Consider the following 18,387-nt stretch of genomic DNA (forward strand, 5'->3'; position numbering starts at 1 on the left):
CCGATCGAAGACATGCCGAATCACCCGACACCGGAGATCCGATGCGCCAGAATGCCGTTCATGTCCGCGACAGAAATCGTCCAGACCGCGTTGGATCTGATCGGGGTATTCGCCTTCGCGCTCTCCGGTGCACTGCTGGCGGTCCGACGGAAGTTCGACATCGTCGGCATGGCGGTACTGGCCACCGTGACCGCACTGGGCGGGGGAGTCATCCGGGACGTTCTGATCGGCGCGGTCCCTCCCGCGGCGCTGACCAATTCCTGGTTCCTGGTGCTTCCCCTGGTCGCCACGGTCGTCACCTTCGTCTTCCATCCGCGGGTGGCGATGATGGGGCGCACCGTGCTGTTCTTCGACGCGATCGGCCTCGGCGTCTTCTGTGCGACGGCGACCACCAAGGCGACCGCCGCGGGCATCCCGATCGTGGCGGCGGTCCTCCTCGGCACCATCACCGGGGTCGGCGGCGGCATCCTGCGTGACGTGCTGGCCGGGCAGATTCCGTCCGTCCTGCGCCGCGACTCGCAGCTCTATGCCATTCCCGCGGTCGCCGGCTCGCTGGTGGTGGCGGTGGCGTACTCGTTCGGATACAGCAACATCGCCATCCAGGGAGCGGCGGCCGCGGGCATCTGCGGCTTTCGCCTCCTTGCCCTGCGGTTCAAGTGGCACGCACCGGTGCCATTGCACGGCAACGATAGGCATGAATAGCGGTTCCCTTTGCCGGTTGCACTACAGCCGGGTGTCGAAGGAATCGCAGAAGACGTTGTCGTTGAAGGTGCCCTGGAATTCGGAGAGGCCCATGATCTTCTGAACGGTGGCGTGGATGGCCTCCGCGGTGTCGGCATGCGCATTGATGGCTGTCTTCACCATCGGCACGTCGATGAGATGGTTCGGCTGCGTCAAGGACACGAACACGGTCGGCACTTCGGTGACGTACCAGGGGATCTCGGCGGCCATCGGGGTCGACCACTTGATCCGGATCGCCGCCTCCTGGGCGAATCCCTTGACATTGGCGAAGATGAAGGCCGCGTCATATCGGTCGGCGTAGTCCCCGCGTGCCTCGTCCGAGATCACGCTCATGAAATTGGCCTCGGTGTCGCCCGCTTCCTGCCGTTGCTGTGCGGTCTTGAACACATCCACGGTGAACCCGGCCTTCTCCAATTCCTCCCGGACGATGTCCAGGTAGCCCAGTGGGTCGGTGCGGGTGAAATCGCGGCCACCGGCGACCCCGTACAGCCGGATCCGGGGGTGCGTCTGTGGGGTGATCGGCAGATTGTGCTGGGTGTCCTTGATCAGGGTGACGGTCTTGTCGGCGATGGCGGCCGCGACCGCCTTGTGCCGTTCGCTGCCGATCACCGCGAGACCGGCTGCGGGCGGGACGATGTCCTCCCGAGGGATCAGATGCAAGCCGAGTGAGGCCTTGAGGGCGAGGATCCGTTCCAGCGCATCCTGCAGCCGTTGCTCGGTGATGACACCTGTCCGGTAGCCGTCCAGCATGTACCGGAAGTCCTCCTCCGGGTTACGGAAGAACAGGAACATGTCGCAGCCGGCGGCAATGGTCGCGGGCACCAGGTCGCGTCGCTTCATGGCCTGGGTGAGGCCGATCATCTGTGACGCGTCGGTGAGGATCACGCCGTTGAATCCCAGATCGCCGCGCAGCAGGTCCTGGAGCAGTTCCGGTGACAGGGTGGCCGGCAGCACGTCCGCGTCGGTCATGTCGGGCCGATACCGGCGGGACAGTTCGGGCGCGCCGATGTGCCCGACCATAACGGAGTGCGCGCCGCGGTCGATCAGTTCCCGGTACACCTTGCCGTAGGTCCGGTCCCATTCATCGGCGGGGAGGGTGTTGTAGGAGGTCACCACGTGCTGGTCGCGCTCGTCGATGCCGTCACCGGGGAAGTGTTTGATGGCGCAGACCATGTTGTGCGCGGTGATTCCGTCGAAGTATTCCTTGGCCCGCTCGATGACGATGTCCGGGTTGTTCCCGAATGCCCGGGTGGAGATGACGGTGTTTCGCCAGTTGTAATGGATGTCAACGATGGGCGCGAAGGCCCAGTTGCAGCCGATGGCCCTGCATTCCGCTCCGGCGACATCGCCCATGTCCCTGGCGATCGACTTGTCGGGGTGGGAGCCTGCCTGCAGGTGGGTGCTGACGAAGGTGCCGTCGTTGCTGCTGCCGAATCCGCCCATCTCCGGATTCGACGCGATCAGCAGTGGGATCTTCGACTTCGACTGGGCATAGCGGGCATGCTCCCGGATCTCGGCGGCATCGCCGGAGCGATATCGCATTCCCCCGACGTGGTAGGTATCGAGGATTCCGTCGAGATACTCGGGCGTGAATTCGTTGTTGTGATTGATGAACAGCTGCCCGATCTTCTCCTCGACGGTCATCGATTCGATGGTGCTGTGTACCCAGTCGACGGCGTCCTGATCCAGATGGAACGGTGCGGCGGACAGGTCGACCATGACTGACTCCTCGATTCACTGACGTGCTACCGACGTGGTGACATCAGCTTCGCCGGTCGCCCTGACGAACAGCAATCGGTTGCCATCAATTGCCCGCAGCGCTGGATCTCATTCCTGCGACGTGCGGCGCCGAGGGGCGGTGGACGCGCGTTCCACCAGCCGGGTGGGCAGCACCATGGCTTCCCGCGCCCGTGCATGCGCGCCGTTGATGATGGCGAGTAGATTCTTGACCGCGGTGCCGCCCAGCGCGTGCAGCGGCGCGGCAACGGTGGTCAACCGCGGGGTGATGAGATCCGCGGCGAAGATGTTGTCGATGCCGATGATGCTGACATCGCCGGGAACCCTGGTGCCGGCGGCGGTCAGCCCACGGATGATCCCGATGGCCAACTGGTCGTTGTAGGCCAGAATCGCCGACGCCGGCTTGCGTTTGAGGGCGGCGGCCGCCTGTTCTCCGCCGGCCACGTTGGGTGTGTACGGTCCCAGACGTCGGGTCTGCAGGCCGAGTTCGGCCGCGGCCTCCCGGAGCGAGCGCCACCTGATGCCATCGGCCCAGGAGGCCTCCGGCCCTGCGACATAGGTGATCGAGCGGTGGCCCAGTTCGGCGAGATGCTCCGCCGCCCGGCGTACGCCGTGCGGATTGTCGGTGACCAGACTGGGTACGTCGGCGACCGCCCTGTTCAGCACGATCATCGGCCGTTGCTTGGCGGTCATCCGGATCGCCGAGTCCGACATCCTGCTGCTGGCCAGCACGATGCCCTCCACCGTCGGGATGGCCCGGTCAAGCGCCTCCCGCTCCAGCACGTCGGATTCCTGCGCATCGGCCAGCAGCATGGTGTATCCGGCTGCGGCCGCCGCGGCCTGGGCGCCACGGATGATCTCGAAATAGAACGGGTTGGTGATGTCGGAGATGATCACCGCGATCATCGACGTACGGCCGGTGGGCAGGGCGCGGGCGAGTGGGTTCGTCCGGTACCCGAGCGCATCCGCGGCCGCGCGGATGCGTTCGGCCGTCGCGGCGTTGACCCGCCCCGGCCGGGAGAACGCCCGGGAGACCGTGGATGCGGCCACCCCGGCGACCTTCGCGACGTCGTAGATGGTCGGCGGACGGATCGGCGGCGGTGGTGGCTCCTCGGTCACGGGACAGTCCTTGCGGCGTGGCGGCGACGGTGAGTGGTCCGAAAAAGTAAACGCCTCGGACGCAACAAGTGGCAACCGCTTGCCGGCTCCTCAGGGGTGAAGATGTACTGCACCTGCGTCCGCCGTGCCCGGGCACGGTGAGAGCTGGACTGCGACAGTGGGAGGCTGGCAGCGTGACGATGACCGAGCCCCTGCCGGGCGAGCCGGCCGAAAAGGCCGGGAATGCCGACGTGGCCGCCGATGCCCTGACCCGCGTCGCGGGCCTGCTGGCCGGTATCGATCGGCTCGGTGTCGCCTTCTCCGGAGGGGTGGATTCGTCGGTGCTGCTGGCCCTGTCGGTGCGCGCGCTGGGCGCCGAACGAGTGGTCGCCATCCTCGGGGTGTCACCCAGCCTCGCGGCCGAGGAACGGGCGGGCGCCCACCGGGTGGCCGCGTCGATCGGTGCCGAACTCGTCGAGGTCGTCACTCATGAGGGTGACAGGCCGGAGTACCGGGCCAATGGGCCGGACCGATGCTTCCACTGCAAGGACGAACTGTTCACCCGCATCGACGACCACGTCGCGAGCAGGTACGGGCTCGATGCGGTCGCCTACGGCGAGAACGCCGACGACGCGGTTCGCCCCGACCGGCCGGGCTCGCGAGCCGCCGCCGACCATCGAGTCCTCCGGCCGCTGGCGGAGGCAGGCCTGACCAAGGCCGCGGTGCGCGGCATCGCCAGGGCGTGGTCGCTGCCGTCCGCCGACAAGCCGGCGGCACCCTGCCTGGCGTCGCGCATTCCGCATTTCCAGTCGGTGACACCCGAGAAGCTGTCCCAGATAGAGCAGGTCGAGGCCGCCCTGCACCGGCTCGGCTTCGGTGATCTGCGGGTGCGTCACCACGGCGAGATCGCCCGCATCGAACTGGCCGGGGATGAACTCCTCCGGGCCGTCGAGGATCCCGCCCGTTCGCAGATTCTCGCCGCCGCAACGGGCGCCGGTTTCCGTTATGCCGCCATCGATCTCGCCGGTATGCAGTCGGGGGCGTTCACCCTGCCGCTGGTACAGGTGTCCCGTGGATGACCATTCCGCGCCACAGAATGACGTCGGTCCACCGGAGTTGGCGGCATTCGCTGAATTGGACCACGACCGGTTGCGGCGCCGCGGCTATCCGGAGGCGGTGTACTGCAGCGGCAAGACACCGGAACAGCTCACGGCCATCGCGGCCGCCGTGCGGGGCCGGCCAGGGGTGACGCTCTTCACCCGGGCAGGGCCGTCGCACGCGTCAGCGGTGCTGGCGGTGTTGCCGGAGGCATTTCATGACGCCGAGTCCGGACTCCTGGCCTGGCCCGCGGAGCCGCCCGAACCGACCGGCGGACTGGTCGTCGTGGTGTGCGCCGGCACCTCCGACCTGCCGGTCGCCCGGGAGGCCCAGCTGGTGGCCCGGTACCTCGGCCGCGCAACCGAACTGGTCGTCGACGTCGGAGTCGCCGGGCTGCACCGTGTCCTGCGCCGGCTGGACGACCTACGCAGGGCGAGGGTGATCGTGGTGGCCGCCGGGATGGACGGCGCCCTGCCCGGGGTCGTCGCGGGGCTCGTTTCCGCGCCGGTGATCGCCCTGCCCACCTCTGTGGGGTACGGCGCGTCGTTCGGCGGAATCGCCGCGCTGCTGACGATGCTGAACGCCTGCGCCCCGGGTGTGGCGGTCGTCAACATCGACAATGGTTACGGCGCGGGTCATCTGGCTGCGCAGATCGCCGCACCTATCGAGGGAGCACCTGTCGAGGATGCACCTATTGAGGATGCACCTGTCGAGGACTCGCCTGTCGAGGAAGGCAGGTGACCAGGCTCCTGCAGGCCTGGCTGGACGCCTCGGCCGGGGTCGCCGGTGACATGGTGCTGGGTGCGCTCGTCGATGCCGGCGCCGACCTCGGCGCCGTGCAGTCGGCCGTCGAGGCGGTGATTCCCGGCGCCGTACGGCTCACCGGCACCGTCGTGTCCAGAGCCGGGTTGCGGGCAACCAAGGTCGACGTCGCCGTGCTGGTCGACGATCCCCCGCACCGGACCTGGCGAACCATCCGTGAATTGCTGGCCGCGGCCCACCTGGCGGAGCCGGTCCGGACGAGCGCTATGACGGTGTTCGGCAGGCTCGCCGCGGCCGAGGCGCACGTTCACGGCATCGACCTGGATGATGTGCATTTCCATGAGGTCGGTGCGCTCGATTCGATCGCGGATGTGGTCGGGGTGTGCGCGGCATTGCACCGTCTCGGCGTCGTGAGGGTGACGGCCGGCGAAGTCGCGGTCGGATCGGGCCGGGTCCGAACGGCGCACGGTGACATCCCGGTGCCGGTTCCCGCCGTGGCGGAGATGTCCCGCGGGTGGCGGATCCGGGCGGCCGGTCCGGGTGAGCTCGCCACCCCGACAGGGATGGCGGTCATAACGGGCCTGGCCGCCGCATGCACTGACCTACCGGCGATGTCGGTGCGCAGCGTCGGTGTGGGAGCCGGCACCCGAGACACCCCGGGCACGCCCAACGTTGTGCGGGTGATCCTCGGCGAGATCGATCCGTTGCAGCCGGCCGAAAACGGGGAGGAGCTGGTGGTGCTGGAGGCGAACGTCGATGACCTCGACCCGCGGCTCTGGCCCGGGGTGCTCGCCCAGTTCCTCGCCGACGGAGCGGCCGACGCGTGGCTGACCCCGATCCTGATGAAGAAGGGCCGTCCTGCGCACACGCTGTCGGTGTTGGCGCGTGCCGAACAGACAGCGGCGGTGCGCCGGCTGATGTTCCGATTGACCAGCACGATCGGCATCCGCGAGAACGTCGTGCAGCGGTTCGCACTGGCCCGGGTGTTCGCGGTGGTGCACGTGGCCGGCAGCCCCGTCGCGATCAAGATCGCGCACCGCGACGGGACCATCATCCGGGCCACCCCGGAGTTCAGCGACGTCGCCGCCGCAGCAGAAGGGGCGTCCTTGCCGCCGGGCACGGTGATGCAGGAGGCGATCGCAGCGGCGTGGAACGCGGGACTGCGCCCGGGGGCGCCGATCCCAAAGGACTGATCAGTGCTCGTCATACCGTCGGCCTCCCTTGGTTTCTCAGCGCTCACAGGGTGGGATTCGGGGCACAGACCTGTCAGATGCCCGGCGGGATCGGCACGGTCGCGATATTGTGCTCCTCCAGGAACTTCTGCTTGCGCGCGTCGTTCTCGGCGACGATATCCCGGTACTTCTTCTCGGTCAGCGGGTAGGCGATGAAGGCGAGCATCGCGAGAATGGCCGCCGCCGCCGGCACCAGGCCGATGGATGCCTTGATCGCCGTGATCGCGCTGTCCGGCTGCACCTCGCCGGCCGCGAGCTTGGTGACGTACCCGCCGATGGCCAGGGCGAACGCCCCGAGCGCGCCGCCGATGGACTGAGTGATCTTGCGGGTGAAGGAGAAGATCGCATAAGTCGCACCCTCGGTACGCTGCCCGGTCTTCCACTCGCCGTATTCGACGGTGTCCGCCTCGAGAGCGAACATCAGGGTGTTGATCAGCTGGACACCGAATCCCTTGACGGCAACGCACAGCAGCGCCAGCAGCGGCAGGCTTGCCGGAACGAAGAACAGCGCGACGCCGCCGACGACGGTGAAGAGGCCGCAGTATTGGTACAGGTTCTTCTTCCCGAAGCGGGTGACCAGCCAAGGGACAAAGGGCGCGACCGCGAATTGCACGGCCACCGTGACAAGGGTCATCCAGATGATGTACTTCGCGTCACCCAGGACGTAGATGGCGTAGAAAGCCGTGGCACCGCCGACCGCGAAGAGGCCGATCAGGTAGAAGAAACTCGAGGCGCAGAGAATGCCCAATGGCTTGTTGCTCTTGAGTGTCCGGAAGGTGTCCTTGATGCCCACCCGCGGCTCGATGCGGACCACGACCTCCTTGCACCACAGGAATGTCAGGAAGTAGAGCGCGAAGCCGAGTGCGACGAAAGCCAGCGTGGTGGTCAGGAACACCGTCTGCAACTGGTCCGCGCGTTCTTCGGCGGACAGCGCCGTGTTCTTCGCAATGCCCTGGATCTGCGGAGCGATGATGAAGGTCAGCAGCAAACCGCCGAGACCCGCACCGAGGCCACGTGCCACAGCGAGCTTGGCCCGCTCACGGGATGCCTGTGTCATCGCGGTGGCCAGCGAGCCGTACGGGACGTTGACCATGGAGTAGATGAGGCCGAGCACCGCGTAGGTGAGGTAGGCGTACATCAGCTGGGCGCCGCCGTCCCAGCCCTTCGGGACGTAAAAGGTGAGAACGCTCATCACGAGCAGCGGAACGGAGCCGAACAGGATGAAGGGCCGGAATTTCCCCCACCGGGTCATGGTGCGGTCGATCATCCGGCCGGCGAAAAGGTCTGCAAAGGCGTCCCACAGACGGACGATCAGGAACATGGTGCCGATCGCGGCCGCGGGCAGTCCGACGACGTCGGTGTAATACAGGAGCAGGAATGTCGTGCTCAGGCTGAACGCGAGATTGTTGGCGAAATCACCCGCGCCGTAACCGATCACCGATCGTATGCCCAGCTTGCGTTTCGCGGCGTCGATAGCGGGGATCGGTGTCTCCATGGTTGTCGTCATCTTCCACCTCTGTGTGGGTCCGAGTCGCGCGTTGCCGCGCTGGTGGAAGAAGAATGGTCGCGTCCCGTCTGGCGTAGCAATCGGTTGCCATCAGTTGCCTCCGTTCTGATTTGTCCGGTTGACATCGACTTTCCTGGAGCAACCTCAGCGCAGGCGATACAGCACCTCGCCGGCCTGTGGCAGCACCAGGGTGTCGGGGTCGGCCGTCAGGGCATCGATGTCGACCAGCGCAGGTTCGAGGTAGTCGAGGTTCGCGGCGCGGGTCTGTTCCTCGGAGATCCCGGTCGCGAGGGTCACGGTGACCCGGCCGTGCTCCCCGTTCTCCGCGTCCCAGGTGCCGGCGCCATAGAGGTGGGTGGAATGGGCCAGGTCCCCCCAGTGATGGTGGGAGAACCGGTCCCACTGGCCGAGGAAATAGTCCCGGCAGTGGTATCCGATCTCCTGGATGACCGGGTGCATGACCGAGATCTGGGTGATGTGCGGGGCGTAGAGGATGACCTGCCCGCCGTCGGCGACGACCGGCTCCACCTTGTAGAAGCCCTTCGCCCCGGTCCACATGTCCTCGTACTTCGTGGGAATCACCGACAGCACCCGCCGCACCGGGGCGTCCAGGTATTTCACGTGGGTCTCGGCCGACACCTGGGCGCAGGCGGCCCACGCCGCCTCCGGAGCGCCGAACGACGCCGCGTGCAGCGCGCCGGTCCCGGACTGGGCGACGAGACACAATGCGAGCCGCCGGCTGGGGATCATCGACGCCGCCTCGTTGATGAGCGCCCGGACCGGCGTGATCCCGCGGGTGCCGATGATGTCGGCGCTGGTGATGAGCGCGCCCAGCCAGTGCGAGAAGTCGATGACCTCGGGACCGGCGACCCCGGGGAAGAAGTACTTGTTGCCACCGGAGAACCCGACCACCTCGTGCGGGAAGACCGGGCCGACCACGAGCGACACGTCGTGGTCGACGACGGCGCGATTCAGTACCACCTCCACCGACTGGTGGAACCTCCCGTCGGAGAGTTCGGCGACCCGGTCCGCGCTGATCGGGCCGAGCGAGGTGAAGGTCTCCTGCCTCCACCACTCGTGGTTGAGCACCGTCACGCCCGGATAGGTCTCGGCCAAGCCCCGTTCGGCGTAGCCGAGATGCCCGGCCAGGTGCTCGTCGCTCATCGCGGCGTGCGTGCCGAGCGCGATCAGGACGGTCACCCGGGAGGCCCTGCCGTGCAGCGACTCCTGCACCGCCGAGAGCAACAGGGGAAGCGGGCAACTGCGGGTGCCGTCGGGAACGATGACGCACACGCTCCGTCCGTCGAGGTCCTCTGCGGCAAGGGATTCGGCGACGAACTGCCGGACTGCGTCGTCCGCCAGGACCTGGTCCGGGCCGCCGATCAGGACAGCCTCGGCGGCGAGTTCGGCGACGGTGTCGACTGCATCGATGATGTCGGTCATGGCTGCACCCTGCACCGTTCGCGGAGGGTCGGCAAGAGTTCACGGCAACAGACGGCAACCGATTGCCTCGCTCGGGCCGGTCCCGCGAGAGTGGTCCCATGCCAGCCGACACCGCGCCGTTGACCCTGCACCCCGCTCGATTGATGCCGGTCGACCCTGGCGTTCGCGGTATCGCGATGCGGCTCTACGAGGAGGTCCGGGACCGGCCCATCATCTCCCCGCACGGGCACGTCGATCCGCGAGTGCTGTTGGAGGACAAGCCGTTCACCGACCCCACCAGTCTGCTGCTGCAGCCCGATCACTACGTCACCCGGTTGTTGCACGCCAACGGCATCTCGCCGGCCGACCTCGGTGTGGGCGAGGGGCCGCTGCCCGACCCGCAGGCCCGCAAAGCGTGGCGGTTGCTGTGCGCGAACTGGCGGATCTTCCGCGGTACCCCGGTCCGTTACTGGTTCGACAGCGAACTCGGTGACATCTTCGGTGTGACGCAGCGCCCGAGCGCCGAGAACGCCGACCTGCTGTACGACCAGATCTGCGCGAAACTGGCCGAGGAAGCGTTCCGGCCCCGCGCACTGTTGGCCCGGTTCGGCATCTCGGTGATGGCCACCACCGACGATCCTGCCGACGATCTGGCCGCGCACGCGGCGATCGCGCAGGATGCGACGTTCCCGACCAGGGTGATACCGACGTTCCGGCCCGATCGGTACCTGGAGGCCGGACGGTCAGACTGGATCGACGCGGTCAAGGGCCTCGGCGCCGCCGCCCAGGTCGATGTGGGCGAGTACGCCGGGTACATCCAGGCGCTCGAGGAACGGCGCCGGTTCTTCATCTCGCATGGCGCCACCTCCACCGACCACAGCCATCTCGACGCGGCCGCCGAACCCCTGGAATCCGCTGAGGCACAACGCATCTACTACCAGGCGATGAACGGGCGGGTCACCACCGAGGAGGCCACCGCCTTCCGCCGGCACATGGTGCTGGAGATGGCCAGGATGTCCTGTGACGACGGGCTGGTGATGACCCTGCACCCGGGGGTGTACCGCAACCACCACCCGGCGACCCTTGCCAGGTACGGGGCGGACACCGGGCATGACATCCCGGTTGCGATGGAGTTCACCAAGGCGCTGCAGCCGTTGCTGGAGCGGTACGGCACGCATCCGAACCTGCACCTGGTGCTTTTCACGCTGGACGCCGACGTGTTCAGCCGGGAGATCGCCCCGTTGGCGGGCTTCTACCCGTCGGTCTACGCGGGAGCCCCGTGGTGGTTCCTCGACAATCCTTCCGAGATCCGGTCTTTCCAGCAGTCGGTGACCGAGATCGCCGGGTTCAGCAAGCTCTCCGGATTCATCGACGACACCCGTGCGTTCTGCTCCATTCCAGCGCGCCACGACATGTCCCGTCGCCTGGACGCCGGCTTCCTGGCCGGCCTGGTCGCCGAGCACCGCCTGGACGAGGACGAAGCGCTCGACAGCCTCGCCGGTCTCGTCGCCGATCAGCCCCGAAAGGTGTTCAAGCTATGACGACCTCCACCGCTGCGAAGACCCACGCCGACCCGACGCCCGCGCCGGGGTTGTCCCGGGCGGGCGGCGACGGCCCGACAGCCGCGCCCGTGCGGATCGTGCACCTGGGGCTGGGGAACTTCTTCCGGGCGCACCAGGCCTGGTACACCGCCCATGCCGCGGACGCCGCCCAGTGGGGGATCGCTGCCTTCACCGGCCGGTCCACCGCGCTCGCCGACGCGCTGACCGCCCAGGACGGCCTGTACACGCTGATCACCCGCGCGGCCACCGGCGACTCCTGCGAGGTCGTCGGCAGCGTGTCGGCGGCCCACCCCGGCCCGGATGTCGCTGCCTGGCTCGGCTACCTGGCCGACCCCGACGTTCGGATCGTCACGCTCACCGTCACCGAGGCCGGGTACGTCCGCGGCGCCGACGGCGGACTGGACACCGGGCATCCCGACATCCGGGGCGACGTGGCGGCATTGCGCGGTACCGCGGGCGATGCCGATGCCGTACGGACCACACCCGGCCGACTGGTGGCCGGATTGGCGGCCCGGTGCGATGCCGGTGCGGGCCCGCTGGCCGTGGTGTCGTGCGACAACCTGCCCGAGAACGGTGCCGCCGCAGCTCGTGTGGTCCGCGACCTGGCTGCGCTGGTCGATCCGGAACTGGCGGACTGGATCGGGCAGCACGTCTCGTTCGTCACCACGATGGTCGACCGGATCACCCCTGCCACGACCGCCGAGGATGCCGCTTCGGCAGCGGCGCTGACCGGTCGGGCCGACGCGGCGCCGGTCGTCACGGAGCCGTTCACCGAGTGGGTCCTGTCGGGCGACTTCCCACTCGGTCGACCGGCATGGGAGGACGCCGGTGCCAGGTTCGTGGACGACATCACCCCGTTCGAGGAGCGCAAACTCTGGCTGCTCAACGGCGGCCACTCGCTGCTCGCCTACGCCGGAAGTGCCCGCGGCCACCTGACCATCGCCGAGGCGGTCACCGATCCGGTCTGCCGCGACTGGTTGCTGCAGTGGTGGGCGGAGGCGTCCGCGCATCTCACCCTGCCGGTGCAGGAGGTCGCCGCGTACCGGGAGGCACTGCTGGAGCGGTTCGCCAATCCCCGGATCCGGCACCTGCTGGCGCAGATCGCCGCCGACGGTTCACAGAAGTTGCCAGTTCGCATCCTGCCGACCATTGGTCGGGAGCGCGCACAGGGGCGGCTGCCGATCGCGGCGCTGCGCGTGCTGGCGGCGTGGATCAACAATCTCCGCGGGGCCGGCGCACCCGTCAAGGACACCGCCGCGGAACAGGTCGTCGCGCTCGCCGCCGGGCCGCTGCCGGAGGCGGTCCGCGCTGTTGTCGGCTACCTGGACGACCAGCTGGGCTCCGATACCGCGGTCGTCACCGCGGTCCTGGACCTGAGCCTGCAACTGTCCGCGGACTGACGCCCCCCCACCCATTTTTCTTGCCACCCAGATCTCTTGCCACCCACGTTCGTTCCCACAACTCATGGAGGACACCATGCTTCGCCCCCAGGACGGCCCGACCCGCGAACTCAGATCACTCAACGGTTTGTGGGACTTCACACTGGACCCGGATGGCGTGGGTCGCAACGAAGAGTGGTGGCGTACGGCGCTTCCCGATGCGAGCGCCATGCCCGTGCCGGCGAGCTACAACGACATCCTCCCCGATACCGCAGTCCGCGACCACGTCGGCGACGCCTGGTACCAGCGACAGGTCTGGGTGCCACGCTCCTGGGCCGGCGACCGGATCGTGCTGCGGTTCGACTCGGCCACCCACCGTGCCGTGGTGTGGGTCGACGACGTCCAGGTGGCAGAGCACGAGGGCGGATACACGCCGTTCGAAGCCGACATCACCGGCCACGTCTCCCCGGGCCGGCAGCATCGGATCACCGCCGTCGTGAACAACGAGCTCAGCTGGCAGACCATCCCGCCGGGACTGGTCGAGAACACCCCGGACGGAAAGCGCCAGCGGTACTACCACGACTTCTTCAACTACGCGGGGCTGCACCGAACGGTCTCGCTGTACCGGACACCGCAGTTCCACGTCAGCGACATCGCCGTGGTCACCGGGCTCGACGGCACCACTGGCACCGTCGACTACCGGGTCGAGGCAGTCGGCGGCCAACACGTCGTCGTCGAGCTGATCGACGCGACCGGAACAACAGTGGCGACGGGTGACGGTCCGGCCGGCACGCTGACCGTCCGCAACGCGAATCGCTGGCAGCCGGGCCGCGGATATCTGTACAACCTCGACGTGAGCCTGGTCGGCACCGGCGGCGAGCTGCTCGATCATTACCGCCAGCGCGTCGGGATCCGGACCGTCGAAGTTCGCGGCACCGAGTTCCTGATCAATGGAGAACCCCTCTACTTCAGGGGTTTCGGCAAGCACGAAGATTCCCCGGTGCGCGGGAAGGGGCACGACGACGCCTATCTGGTCCATGACTTCGCGCTCATGGAATGGATCGGCGCGAACTCCTTCCGCACGTCGCACTACCCGTACGCGGAAGAGGTCCTCGACTATGCCGACGAGAAGGGCATCGTCATCATCGACGAGGTCGCGGCCGTCGGGCTCAACACCGGAATCGCCGGCGGTATTTTCGGTGGCGAACCGAAGCCCACCTTCTCGGAAGACACCATCAACGACGCCAGCCGGGTGGTCCACGCGCAGGCCATCCGCGAACTGGTGGCCCGCGACAAGAACCATCCCAGTGTCGTGCTGTGGAGTATCGCGAACGAACCGGAATCCGACACCGCTGCCGCACGAGACTATTTCGAGCCACTCTTCGACCTCGCCAAGAGCCTGGACCCCACCCGGCCCGTCGGGTTCGTCAACGTCATGCTGGCGCCCGCGGGAAAGTGCCAGGTCAGCCAATTCGCCGACGTCATCATGATCAACCGGTACTACGGCTGGTACGTGAACCCGGGAGATCTCGCCGCGGCCGAACGCGCCTTGGAGGCCGAATTGAACGCGTGGGCCGAGGACGGCAAACCGATCATCATCACCGAATACGGTGCCGACACCGTCGCGGGCATCCACTCGATCGCGGACACACCGTGGACCGAGGAGTATCAGACCAGCATCCTTGACATGTCCCACCGGGTCTTCGACCGGGTCGACGCCGTTGTCGGCGAACAGGTGTGGAACTTCGCCGATTTTGCGACGAGCCCCGGCTTCTTCCGCGTCGACGGCAACAAGAAGGGCATCTTCACCCGGGATCGTCGCCCCAAGGCAAGCGCCTGGGCCCTGCGCCGGCGCTGGACCGAGAAGTCCATCGGGCGCTGAACCGGCCGGCAGGGGAGGGTGACGACATGGTCAACAGAGCAAACCTTTCGGACCTCGGAGCGATCGCGCTCAGGGCGGCGCGAGACGGTTCCGCGGCGATCCGATCGGTGATCGACACCGGGCAACTCGACACCCACTTCAAGTCCGGGGTTCACGACATGGTGACGGCCGCCGACCGTGCGTCGGAACGGGCGGTGATCGACGCTCTCCAGGCGTCCCGACCCGATGATGCGATCGTGGGCGAGGAAGGCGGCGTCCATCACGGCAGCACGGGTGTGCGCTGGCTCGTCGACCCCCTCGACGGCACGGCGAACTTCGTCTACGACCGCGCGGATTTTGCGGTGTCGGTCGGAGCGGAGGTGGACGGCGAACCGTTTGCCGGTGCCATCGTCCGTCCTGCTGACGGACAATGGGTCGTGGCCGGCGGCGGTCGGGTTTCTTCCGGACGGGATATCGGTGCTGCAACCGGCCCTGTCGATCACGCGGCCCCCGCCGTCGGCACCTGCAGCCTGGACGACGCTCTCGTGGCATTCGGGCTGCCCTATTCGCTACCGGCGCGACGCCGGGCACTGACGGTCGTTGCCGCCCTGGCACTCAGGTTGCGGGGGAGTCCGGGTGATGGGTTGCGCCGCCGGTGATCTCGCGGCCGTTGCACTTGGCCGCTGTGATGCCTTCGTCGATTCGGCCTGGCCGAATGGGACACCGCGGCAGGTGAGGCGATCGTGATCGCCGCCGGCGGCGTGGTGCGCCGGGTGGAATCCGACGGAAGGCAAACGTTCCTTGCGGGGTCAGCCACGGTCGTCGAGGAACTGGCAGCCCTGGTGACCCTCTCGGCGGATCAGAGCATTCGGGACAGTCCGGATAGCAGGCAATGACCGGACGTCGCAGGTGCTGCGTGTCAGGCGTGTGACCGGCCTTTGGCTCCCGAGGAACCACGAACGCTTTCTATGCTCTGGTGATGGCCAACGACATGTCGTACAAGCATCTGGGTCGGTCGGGGCTGCTGGTCAGCCGGATCGGTCTGGGCACCATGAACTTCGGCTACCTTGCCGACGAACCGGACAGTTTCGCGGTCATGAACGCCGCATTCGACGCCGGCGTCATTCTCTTCGACACCGCCGACGTCTACGGCGGACCGCAATCACCCGACATGGCCAAGGGCTACGGCATCTCGGAGCAGACCGTCGGTCGATGGCTGCAGCGCAGCGGCCACCGCGACGAGCTCGTGCTGGCCACCAAGGTGTTCCAGCCGATGGGCCTTGGCCCGAACGATCGCCGGCTGTCGGCGTATCACATCCGTCGCGCGTGTGAGGCGAGCCTGCGGCGACTGCAGACCGATCACATCGATCTGTACCAGATGCACCACATCGATCGGGCCACCCCGTGGGAGGAGATCTGGCAGGCGATGGAGCAGCTGGTCCGCGAGGGCAAGATCAGCTACGTCGGCAGCAGCAACTTCGCTGCCTGGGACCTGGCGCTGGCCCAGTGCGCCGCCGACCATCGCAACTTCCTGGGCTTGGTCTCCGAGCAGAGCCTGTACAACCTGGCGGTGCGCACGGTCGAACTCGAGGTGGTCCCGGCGGCCCGTCACCTGGGCATCGGCCTGATCCCGTACAGCCCGCTGCACGCCGGCCTGCTGACCGGCGCGCTGGAAGCCGCCGAGCAAGGACGTGTCCCGGCCGAGCAGCAGAACCGCGTCGCGGCCCACCGTGAGCAGCTCCAGGCCTACGAGGATCTGTGCCGGGACATCGGGGCGGCGCCGGCCGACGTGGCGCTGGCCTGGCTGCTGCGCAACCCGGCCGTGTCGGCCACGATCATGGGCGCGATGTCGGTCGAGGAATTGCGGGCGAACGTCGGTGCGCTGTCGGTCCAGCTGGACGACGGCGCCCTGCAGAGGCTCGACCAGATCTGGGCCGGACCGGGCGAGGCCCCCGAGGCATACGCCTGGTGACGTGCGTCCACCGGTGCGCGATCCTCCGGCCCGAACCAGGTGCGTTTGGGCCGGAGGATCGCGTCGACCGCCGGGGTGGGTTACGTCAGTCCGGCGAGCACTTTGGTGACGATGCTGTCGACGTCGAGTCCGTACCGCTGATGAAGGGTGGGTAGGGCGCCGGCGTCGAGGAACTTGTCGGGCAGTGCGACCGGCAGTACCTTTTGGTGGACTCCGGCGAGAACCGCTGCGGAAGCGACGGTTTCGAACAGGCCGCCGGTAATCGTGTGGTTCTCCAGGGTGACGGCAAGCCGGTCGGTGTTCAGTTCGGCGAGAACGGTGGTGGCGTCGAACGGTTTGATGGTGGGGGTGTGCACGACCGCGACGTCCACGTTGTGCGCTTGAAGGGCTTTCGCGGCGGTGAGCGCGCGCATGGTCATCAGGCCGCTGGAGATGAAGACGACGTCGTTGCCGCCGCGCAGGACCTTGGCCTTGCCCAGTTCGAAGGTGTAGTCGTACTCGTCGAGCACTGTGGGTACGTTGCCGCGGAGCAGCCGCAGATATGACGGTCCCTGTGCGGCGGCGAGTTGGGGGACGGCCTGTTCGATGTCGACGGAGTCGCAGGGGTCGACGATGGTGAGGTTGGGCATGCCGCGGAAGATGGCGATGTCCTCGGTGGCCTGGTGGCTGGGCCCGTACCCGGTGGTGAGGCCCGGTAGGCCGCCGACCACGTTGACGTTGAGGTTGGGTTCGGCGATGTCCAGGCACAGGAAGTCGTACGCGCGGCGGGCGGCGAACACCGAGTAGGTGGACACGAAGGGGATCAACCCGGTCTCGGCCATCCCGGCGGCGGCGCCGAGGAGCAGTTGCTCGGCCATGCCGACCTGGAAGAACCGTTCCGGGAAGCGGTCCCGGAAGATGTGCATGTCGGTGTATTTGGCCAGGTCCGCGGACAGGCCCACGATGTTCGGGTTCTGCTCGGCCAGTGCGACCAGCGCGTGACCCAACGGTGCGGGGGCGGTCTTCTGCCCGGCGTCGGCGATGCTGGCAATCATCGCGGAGGTCTTGGCCCTGACCGGCTTTGCCGGCTTGACCTCGGCATCGGCGGCCGCGGCGGCGGCCTCGGTGGGGACGTTGGTGTTCGGGTTGGTGTTGGGATTGGTGAGTGTCATGTCAGTTGCTCCCGGCGGGGTTGGCGGCGCGCAGCGCCTGGCGGGCGAGGTCCCATTCGTGTTCGTCGATGCGGATGAAATGCGCTTTCTCCCGGGTTTCCAGGAAGGGCACGCCGCACCCGATGTGGGTGTCGCAGATGACGACCGCGGGGCCGTCACCGGCCGGGACGGAGTCGAAAGCATCGACCAGGGCATTGATGTCGTTGCCGTCGACGCGGACGGTGCGCCACCCGAATGCCTCCCACTTGTCGACGATCGGTTCGGTGCGCAGCACCCCGGCGGTGGCACCGTCGGCCTGCAAGCCGTTCATGTCGACCACGCAGAGCAGGTTCCCCAGGCCGTGATGTGCCGCGGCCATCGCGGCTTCCCAAGTGGAGCCCTCGTCGAGTTCGCCGTCGCTCATCATGTTGACGACGCGGGCGGTGTTGCCCTGAAACCGCAGACCCAGGGCCATCCCAACGGCGACGCCGAGGCCGTGACCCAGGGAGCCGCCGGAGATCTCCATGCCGGGGGTGTAGGTGCTCATCCCGGACATCGGCAGCCGGGAGTCGTCCGACCCGTAGGTGTCCAGCTCTTCGACCGGCAGGATGCCGGCCTCGGCCAGGGCGGCGTACTCGGCGATGGCGTAGTGGCCCATGGACAGCAGCACCCGGTCCCGGCCCTCCCAGCGCGGGTCGTCGGCGCGGTAGGTGGTCAGGTCCTTGTAGATCACGGCGAGCACGTCGGCGAAACCGAGGCCCTGGCCGACGTAGCCCTGCCCTTGCACCTCGCCCATGTTCAGGATGTGGTGCCTGATGCGGTCGGCGGCGGCGGCCAGATCGGCCACCCGGGTGCCCCGGTCAACTGTCTGCGTCATTGCGGATTC

At 67.6% G+C, this 18,387-nt stretch carries 16 protein-coding genes; 10 read left to right on the forward strand and 6 right to left on the reverse strand.

Translation table 11 applies throughout. The annotated features are described in order from the left end of the window. Positions 1–60: 60 nt before the first annotated feature. Positions 61–702, forward strand: a complete 642-nt coding sequence (locus ACVBEQ_RS11330; protein WP_447153229.1) for a trimeric intracellular cation channel family protein — start codon at positions 61–63, stop codon at positions 700–702. A gap of 21 nt (positions 703–723) precedes the next feature. On the opposite strand, the gene ACVBEQ_RS11335 is transcribed toward ACVBEQ_RS11330, so the two are convergent. Both ACVBEQ_RS11335 and ACVBEQ_RS11340 read right to left on the reverse strand, forming a co-directional pair. After that, positions 724–2,460, reverse strand: coding sequence for a glycoside hydrolase family 3 protein (locus tag ACVBEQ_RS11335; protein ID WP_447153230.1), 1,737 nt, complete (start codon positions 2,458–2,460; stop codon positions 724–726). Positions 2,461–2,568: 108 nt separating this feature from the next. After that, on the reverse strand, positions 2,569–3,597 hold the full coding sequence (locus tag ACVBEQ_RS11340) for a LacI family DNA-binding transcriptional regulator (protein ID WP_447153231.1): 1,029 nt from the start codon (positions 3,595–3,597) through the stop codon (positions 2,569–2,571). A 179-nt stretch (positions 3,598–3,776) separates the two neighbouring features. On the opposite strand from ACVBEQ_RS11340, the gene larE reads away from it, so the two are divergent. From larE to larC, 3 genes are read left to right on the forward strand one after another with little or no spacing between them, the layout of a single operon-like run. Further along, positions 3,777–4,655 (forward strand): ATP-dependent sacrificial sulfur transferase LarE, encoded by an 879-nt coding sequence (larE, locus tag ACVBEQ_RS11345; protein WP_447153270.1) that lies wholly within the window; start codon positions 3,777–3,779, stop codon positions 4,653–4,655. Beyond that, complete coding sequence (gene larB, locus ACVBEQ_RS11350; RefSeq protein WP_447153232.1) at positions 4,648–5,415, forward strand: nickel pincer cofactor biosynthesis protein LarB; 768 nt, start codon at positions 4,648–4,650, stop codon at positions 5,413–5,415. The genes larE and larB overlap by 8 nt, the downstream gene beginning before the upstream one ends. Further along, positions 5,412–6,629 (forward strand): nickel pincer cofactor biosynthesis protein LarC, encoded by a 1,218-nt coding sequence (larC, locus tag ACVBEQ_RS11355; RefSeq protein ID WP_447153233.1) that lies wholly within the window; start codon positions 5,412–5,414, stop codon positions 6,627–6,629. Before larB ends, larC begins: the two co-directional genes overlap by 4 nt. A 73-nt stretch (positions 6,630–6,702) precedes the next feature. Here the strand turns inward: larC and ACVBEQ_RS11360 are convergent, their stop codons facing one another. After that, positions 6,703–8,175 (reverse strand): glycoside-pentoside-hexuronide (GPH):cation symporter, encoded by a 1,473-nt coding sequence (locus tag ACVBEQ_RS11360; RefSeq protein ID WP_447153234.1) that lies wholly within the window; start codon positions 8,173–8,175, stop codon positions 6,703–6,705. A 144-nt stretch (positions 8,176–8,319) separates the two neighbouring features. After that, positions 8,320–9,618, reverse strand: coding sequence for a lactate racemase domain-containing protein (locus ACVBEQ_RS11365; protein ID WP_447153235.1), 1,299 nt, complete (start codon positions 9,616–9,618; stop codon positions 8,320–8,322). A gap of 98 nt (positions 9,619–9,716) precedes the next feature. On the opposite strand from ACVBEQ_RS11365, the gene uxaC reads away from it, so the two are divergent. The 6 genes from uxaC (at position 9,717) to ACVBEQ_RS11395 (ending at position 16,371) form a co-directional block, all read left to right on the forward strand. Next, positions 9,717–11,138, forward strand: a complete 1,422-nt coding sequence (gene uxaC / locus ACVBEQ_RS11370; protein ID WP_447153236.1) for a glucuronate isomerase — start codon at positions 9,717–9,719, stop codon at positions 11,136–11,138. Beyond that, entirely contained in the window at positions 11,135–12,559 is a 1,425-nt protein-coding gene (locus ACVBEQ_RS11375) for a mannitol dehydrogenase family protein (protein WP_447153237.1), read from the forward strand. Before uxaC ends, ACVBEQ_RS11375 begins: the two co-directional genes overlap by 4 nt. A gap of 76 nt (positions 12,560–12,635) precedes the next feature. Beyond that, positions 12,636–14,420, forward strand: a complete 1,785-nt coding sequence (gene uidA / locus ACVBEQ_RS11380) for a beta-glucuronidase (RefSeq protein WP_447153238.1) — start codon at positions 12,636–12,638, stop codon at positions 14,418–14,420. 26 nt (positions 14,421–14,446) lie between these two features. Further along, complete coding sequence (locus ACVBEQ_RS11385; RefSeq protein WP_447153239.1) at positions 14,447–15,058, forward strand: inositol monophosphatase family protein; 612 nt, start codon at positions 14,447–14,449, stop codon at positions 15,056–15,058. A gap of 48 nt (positions 15,059–15,106) precedes the next feature. Further along, positions 15,107–15,295, forward strand: a complete 189-nt coding sequence (locus ACVBEQ_RS11390; RefSeq protein WP_447153271.1) for an inositol monophosphatase family protein — start codon at positions 15,107–15,109, stop codon at positions 15,293–15,295. 95 nt (positions 15,296–15,390) lie between these two features. Next, positions 15,391–16,371, forward strand: coding sequence for an aldo/keto reductase (locus ACVBEQ_RS11395; RefSeq protein WP_447153272.1), 981 nt, complete (start codon positions 15,391–15,393; stop codon positions 16,369–16,371). Between the two features lie 80 nt (positions 16,372–16,451). On the opposite strand, the gene ACVBEQ_RS11400 is transcribed toward ACVBEQ_RS11395, so the two are convergent. Together ACVBEQ_RS11400 and ACVBEQ_RS11405 are read right to left on the reverse strand one after the other, a co-directional pair. Then, a complete protein-coding gene (locus ACVBEQ_RS11400) occupies positions 16,452–17,405 on the reverse strand; it encodes a transketolase family protein (protein WP_447153273.1) in 954 nt (317 codons plus the stop codon). A 118-nt stretch (positions 17,406–17,523) separates the two neighbouring features. Next, entirely contained in the window at positions 17,524–18,378 is an 855-nt protein-coding gene (locus ACVBEQ_RS11405; RefSeq protein WP_447153240.1) for a transketolase, read from the reverse strand. Positions 18,379–18,387 lie beyond the last annotated feature (9 nt).

This window comes from Nakamurella sp. GG22, assembly GCF_052976845.2.

Coding starts and splice junctions, on each gene's coding strand:
- ACVBEQ_RS11395 (WP_447153272.1), top strand. CDS start 15,391: ATGTCGTACAAGCATCTGGGTCGGTCGGGGCTGCTGGTCAGCCGGATC.
- ACVBEQ_RS11405 (WP_447153240.1), bottom strand. CDS start 18,378: ATGACGCAGACAGTTGACCGGGGCACCCGGGTGGCCGATCTGGCCGCC.
- uxaC (WP_447153236.1), top strand. CDS start 9,717: ATGCCAGCCGACACCGCGCCGTTGACCCTGCACCCCGCTCGATTGATG.
- larE (WP_447153270.1), top strand. CDS start 3,777: ATGACCGAGCCCCTGCCGGGCGAGCCGGCCGAAAAGGCCGGGAATGCC.
- ACVBEQ_RS11335 (WP_447153230.1), bottom strand. CDS start 2,460: ATGGTCGACCTGTCCGCCGCACCGTTCCATCTGGATCAGGACGCCGTC.
- uidA (WP_447153238.1), top strand. CDS start 12,636: ATGCTTCGCCCCCAGGACGGCCCGACCCGCGAACTCAGATCACTCAAC.
- ACVBEQ_RS11360 (WP_447153234.1), bottom strand. CDS start 8,175: ATGACGACAACCATGGAGACACCGATCCCCGCTATCGACGCCGCGAAA.
- ACVBEQ_RS11385 (WP_447153239.1), top strand. CDS start 14,447: ATGGTCAACAGAGCAAACCTTTCGGACCTCGGAGCGATCGCGCTCAGG.
- ACVBEQ_RS11330 (WP_447153229.1), top strand. CDS start 61: ATGTCCGCGACAGAAATCGTCCAGACCGCGTTGGATCTGATCGGGGTA.
- ACVBEQ_RS11400 (WP_447153273.1), bottom strand. CDS start 17,405: ATGATTGCCAGCATCGCCGACGCCGGGCAGAAGACCGCCCCCGCACCG.
- ACVBEQ_RS11365 (WP_447153235.1), bottom strand. CDS start 9,618: ATGACCGACATCATCGATGCAGTCGACACCGTCGCCGAACTCGCCGCC.
- ACVBEQ_RS11375 (WP_447153237.1), top strand. CDS start 11,135: ATGACGACCTCCACCGCTGCGAAGACCCACGCCGACCCGACGCCCGCG.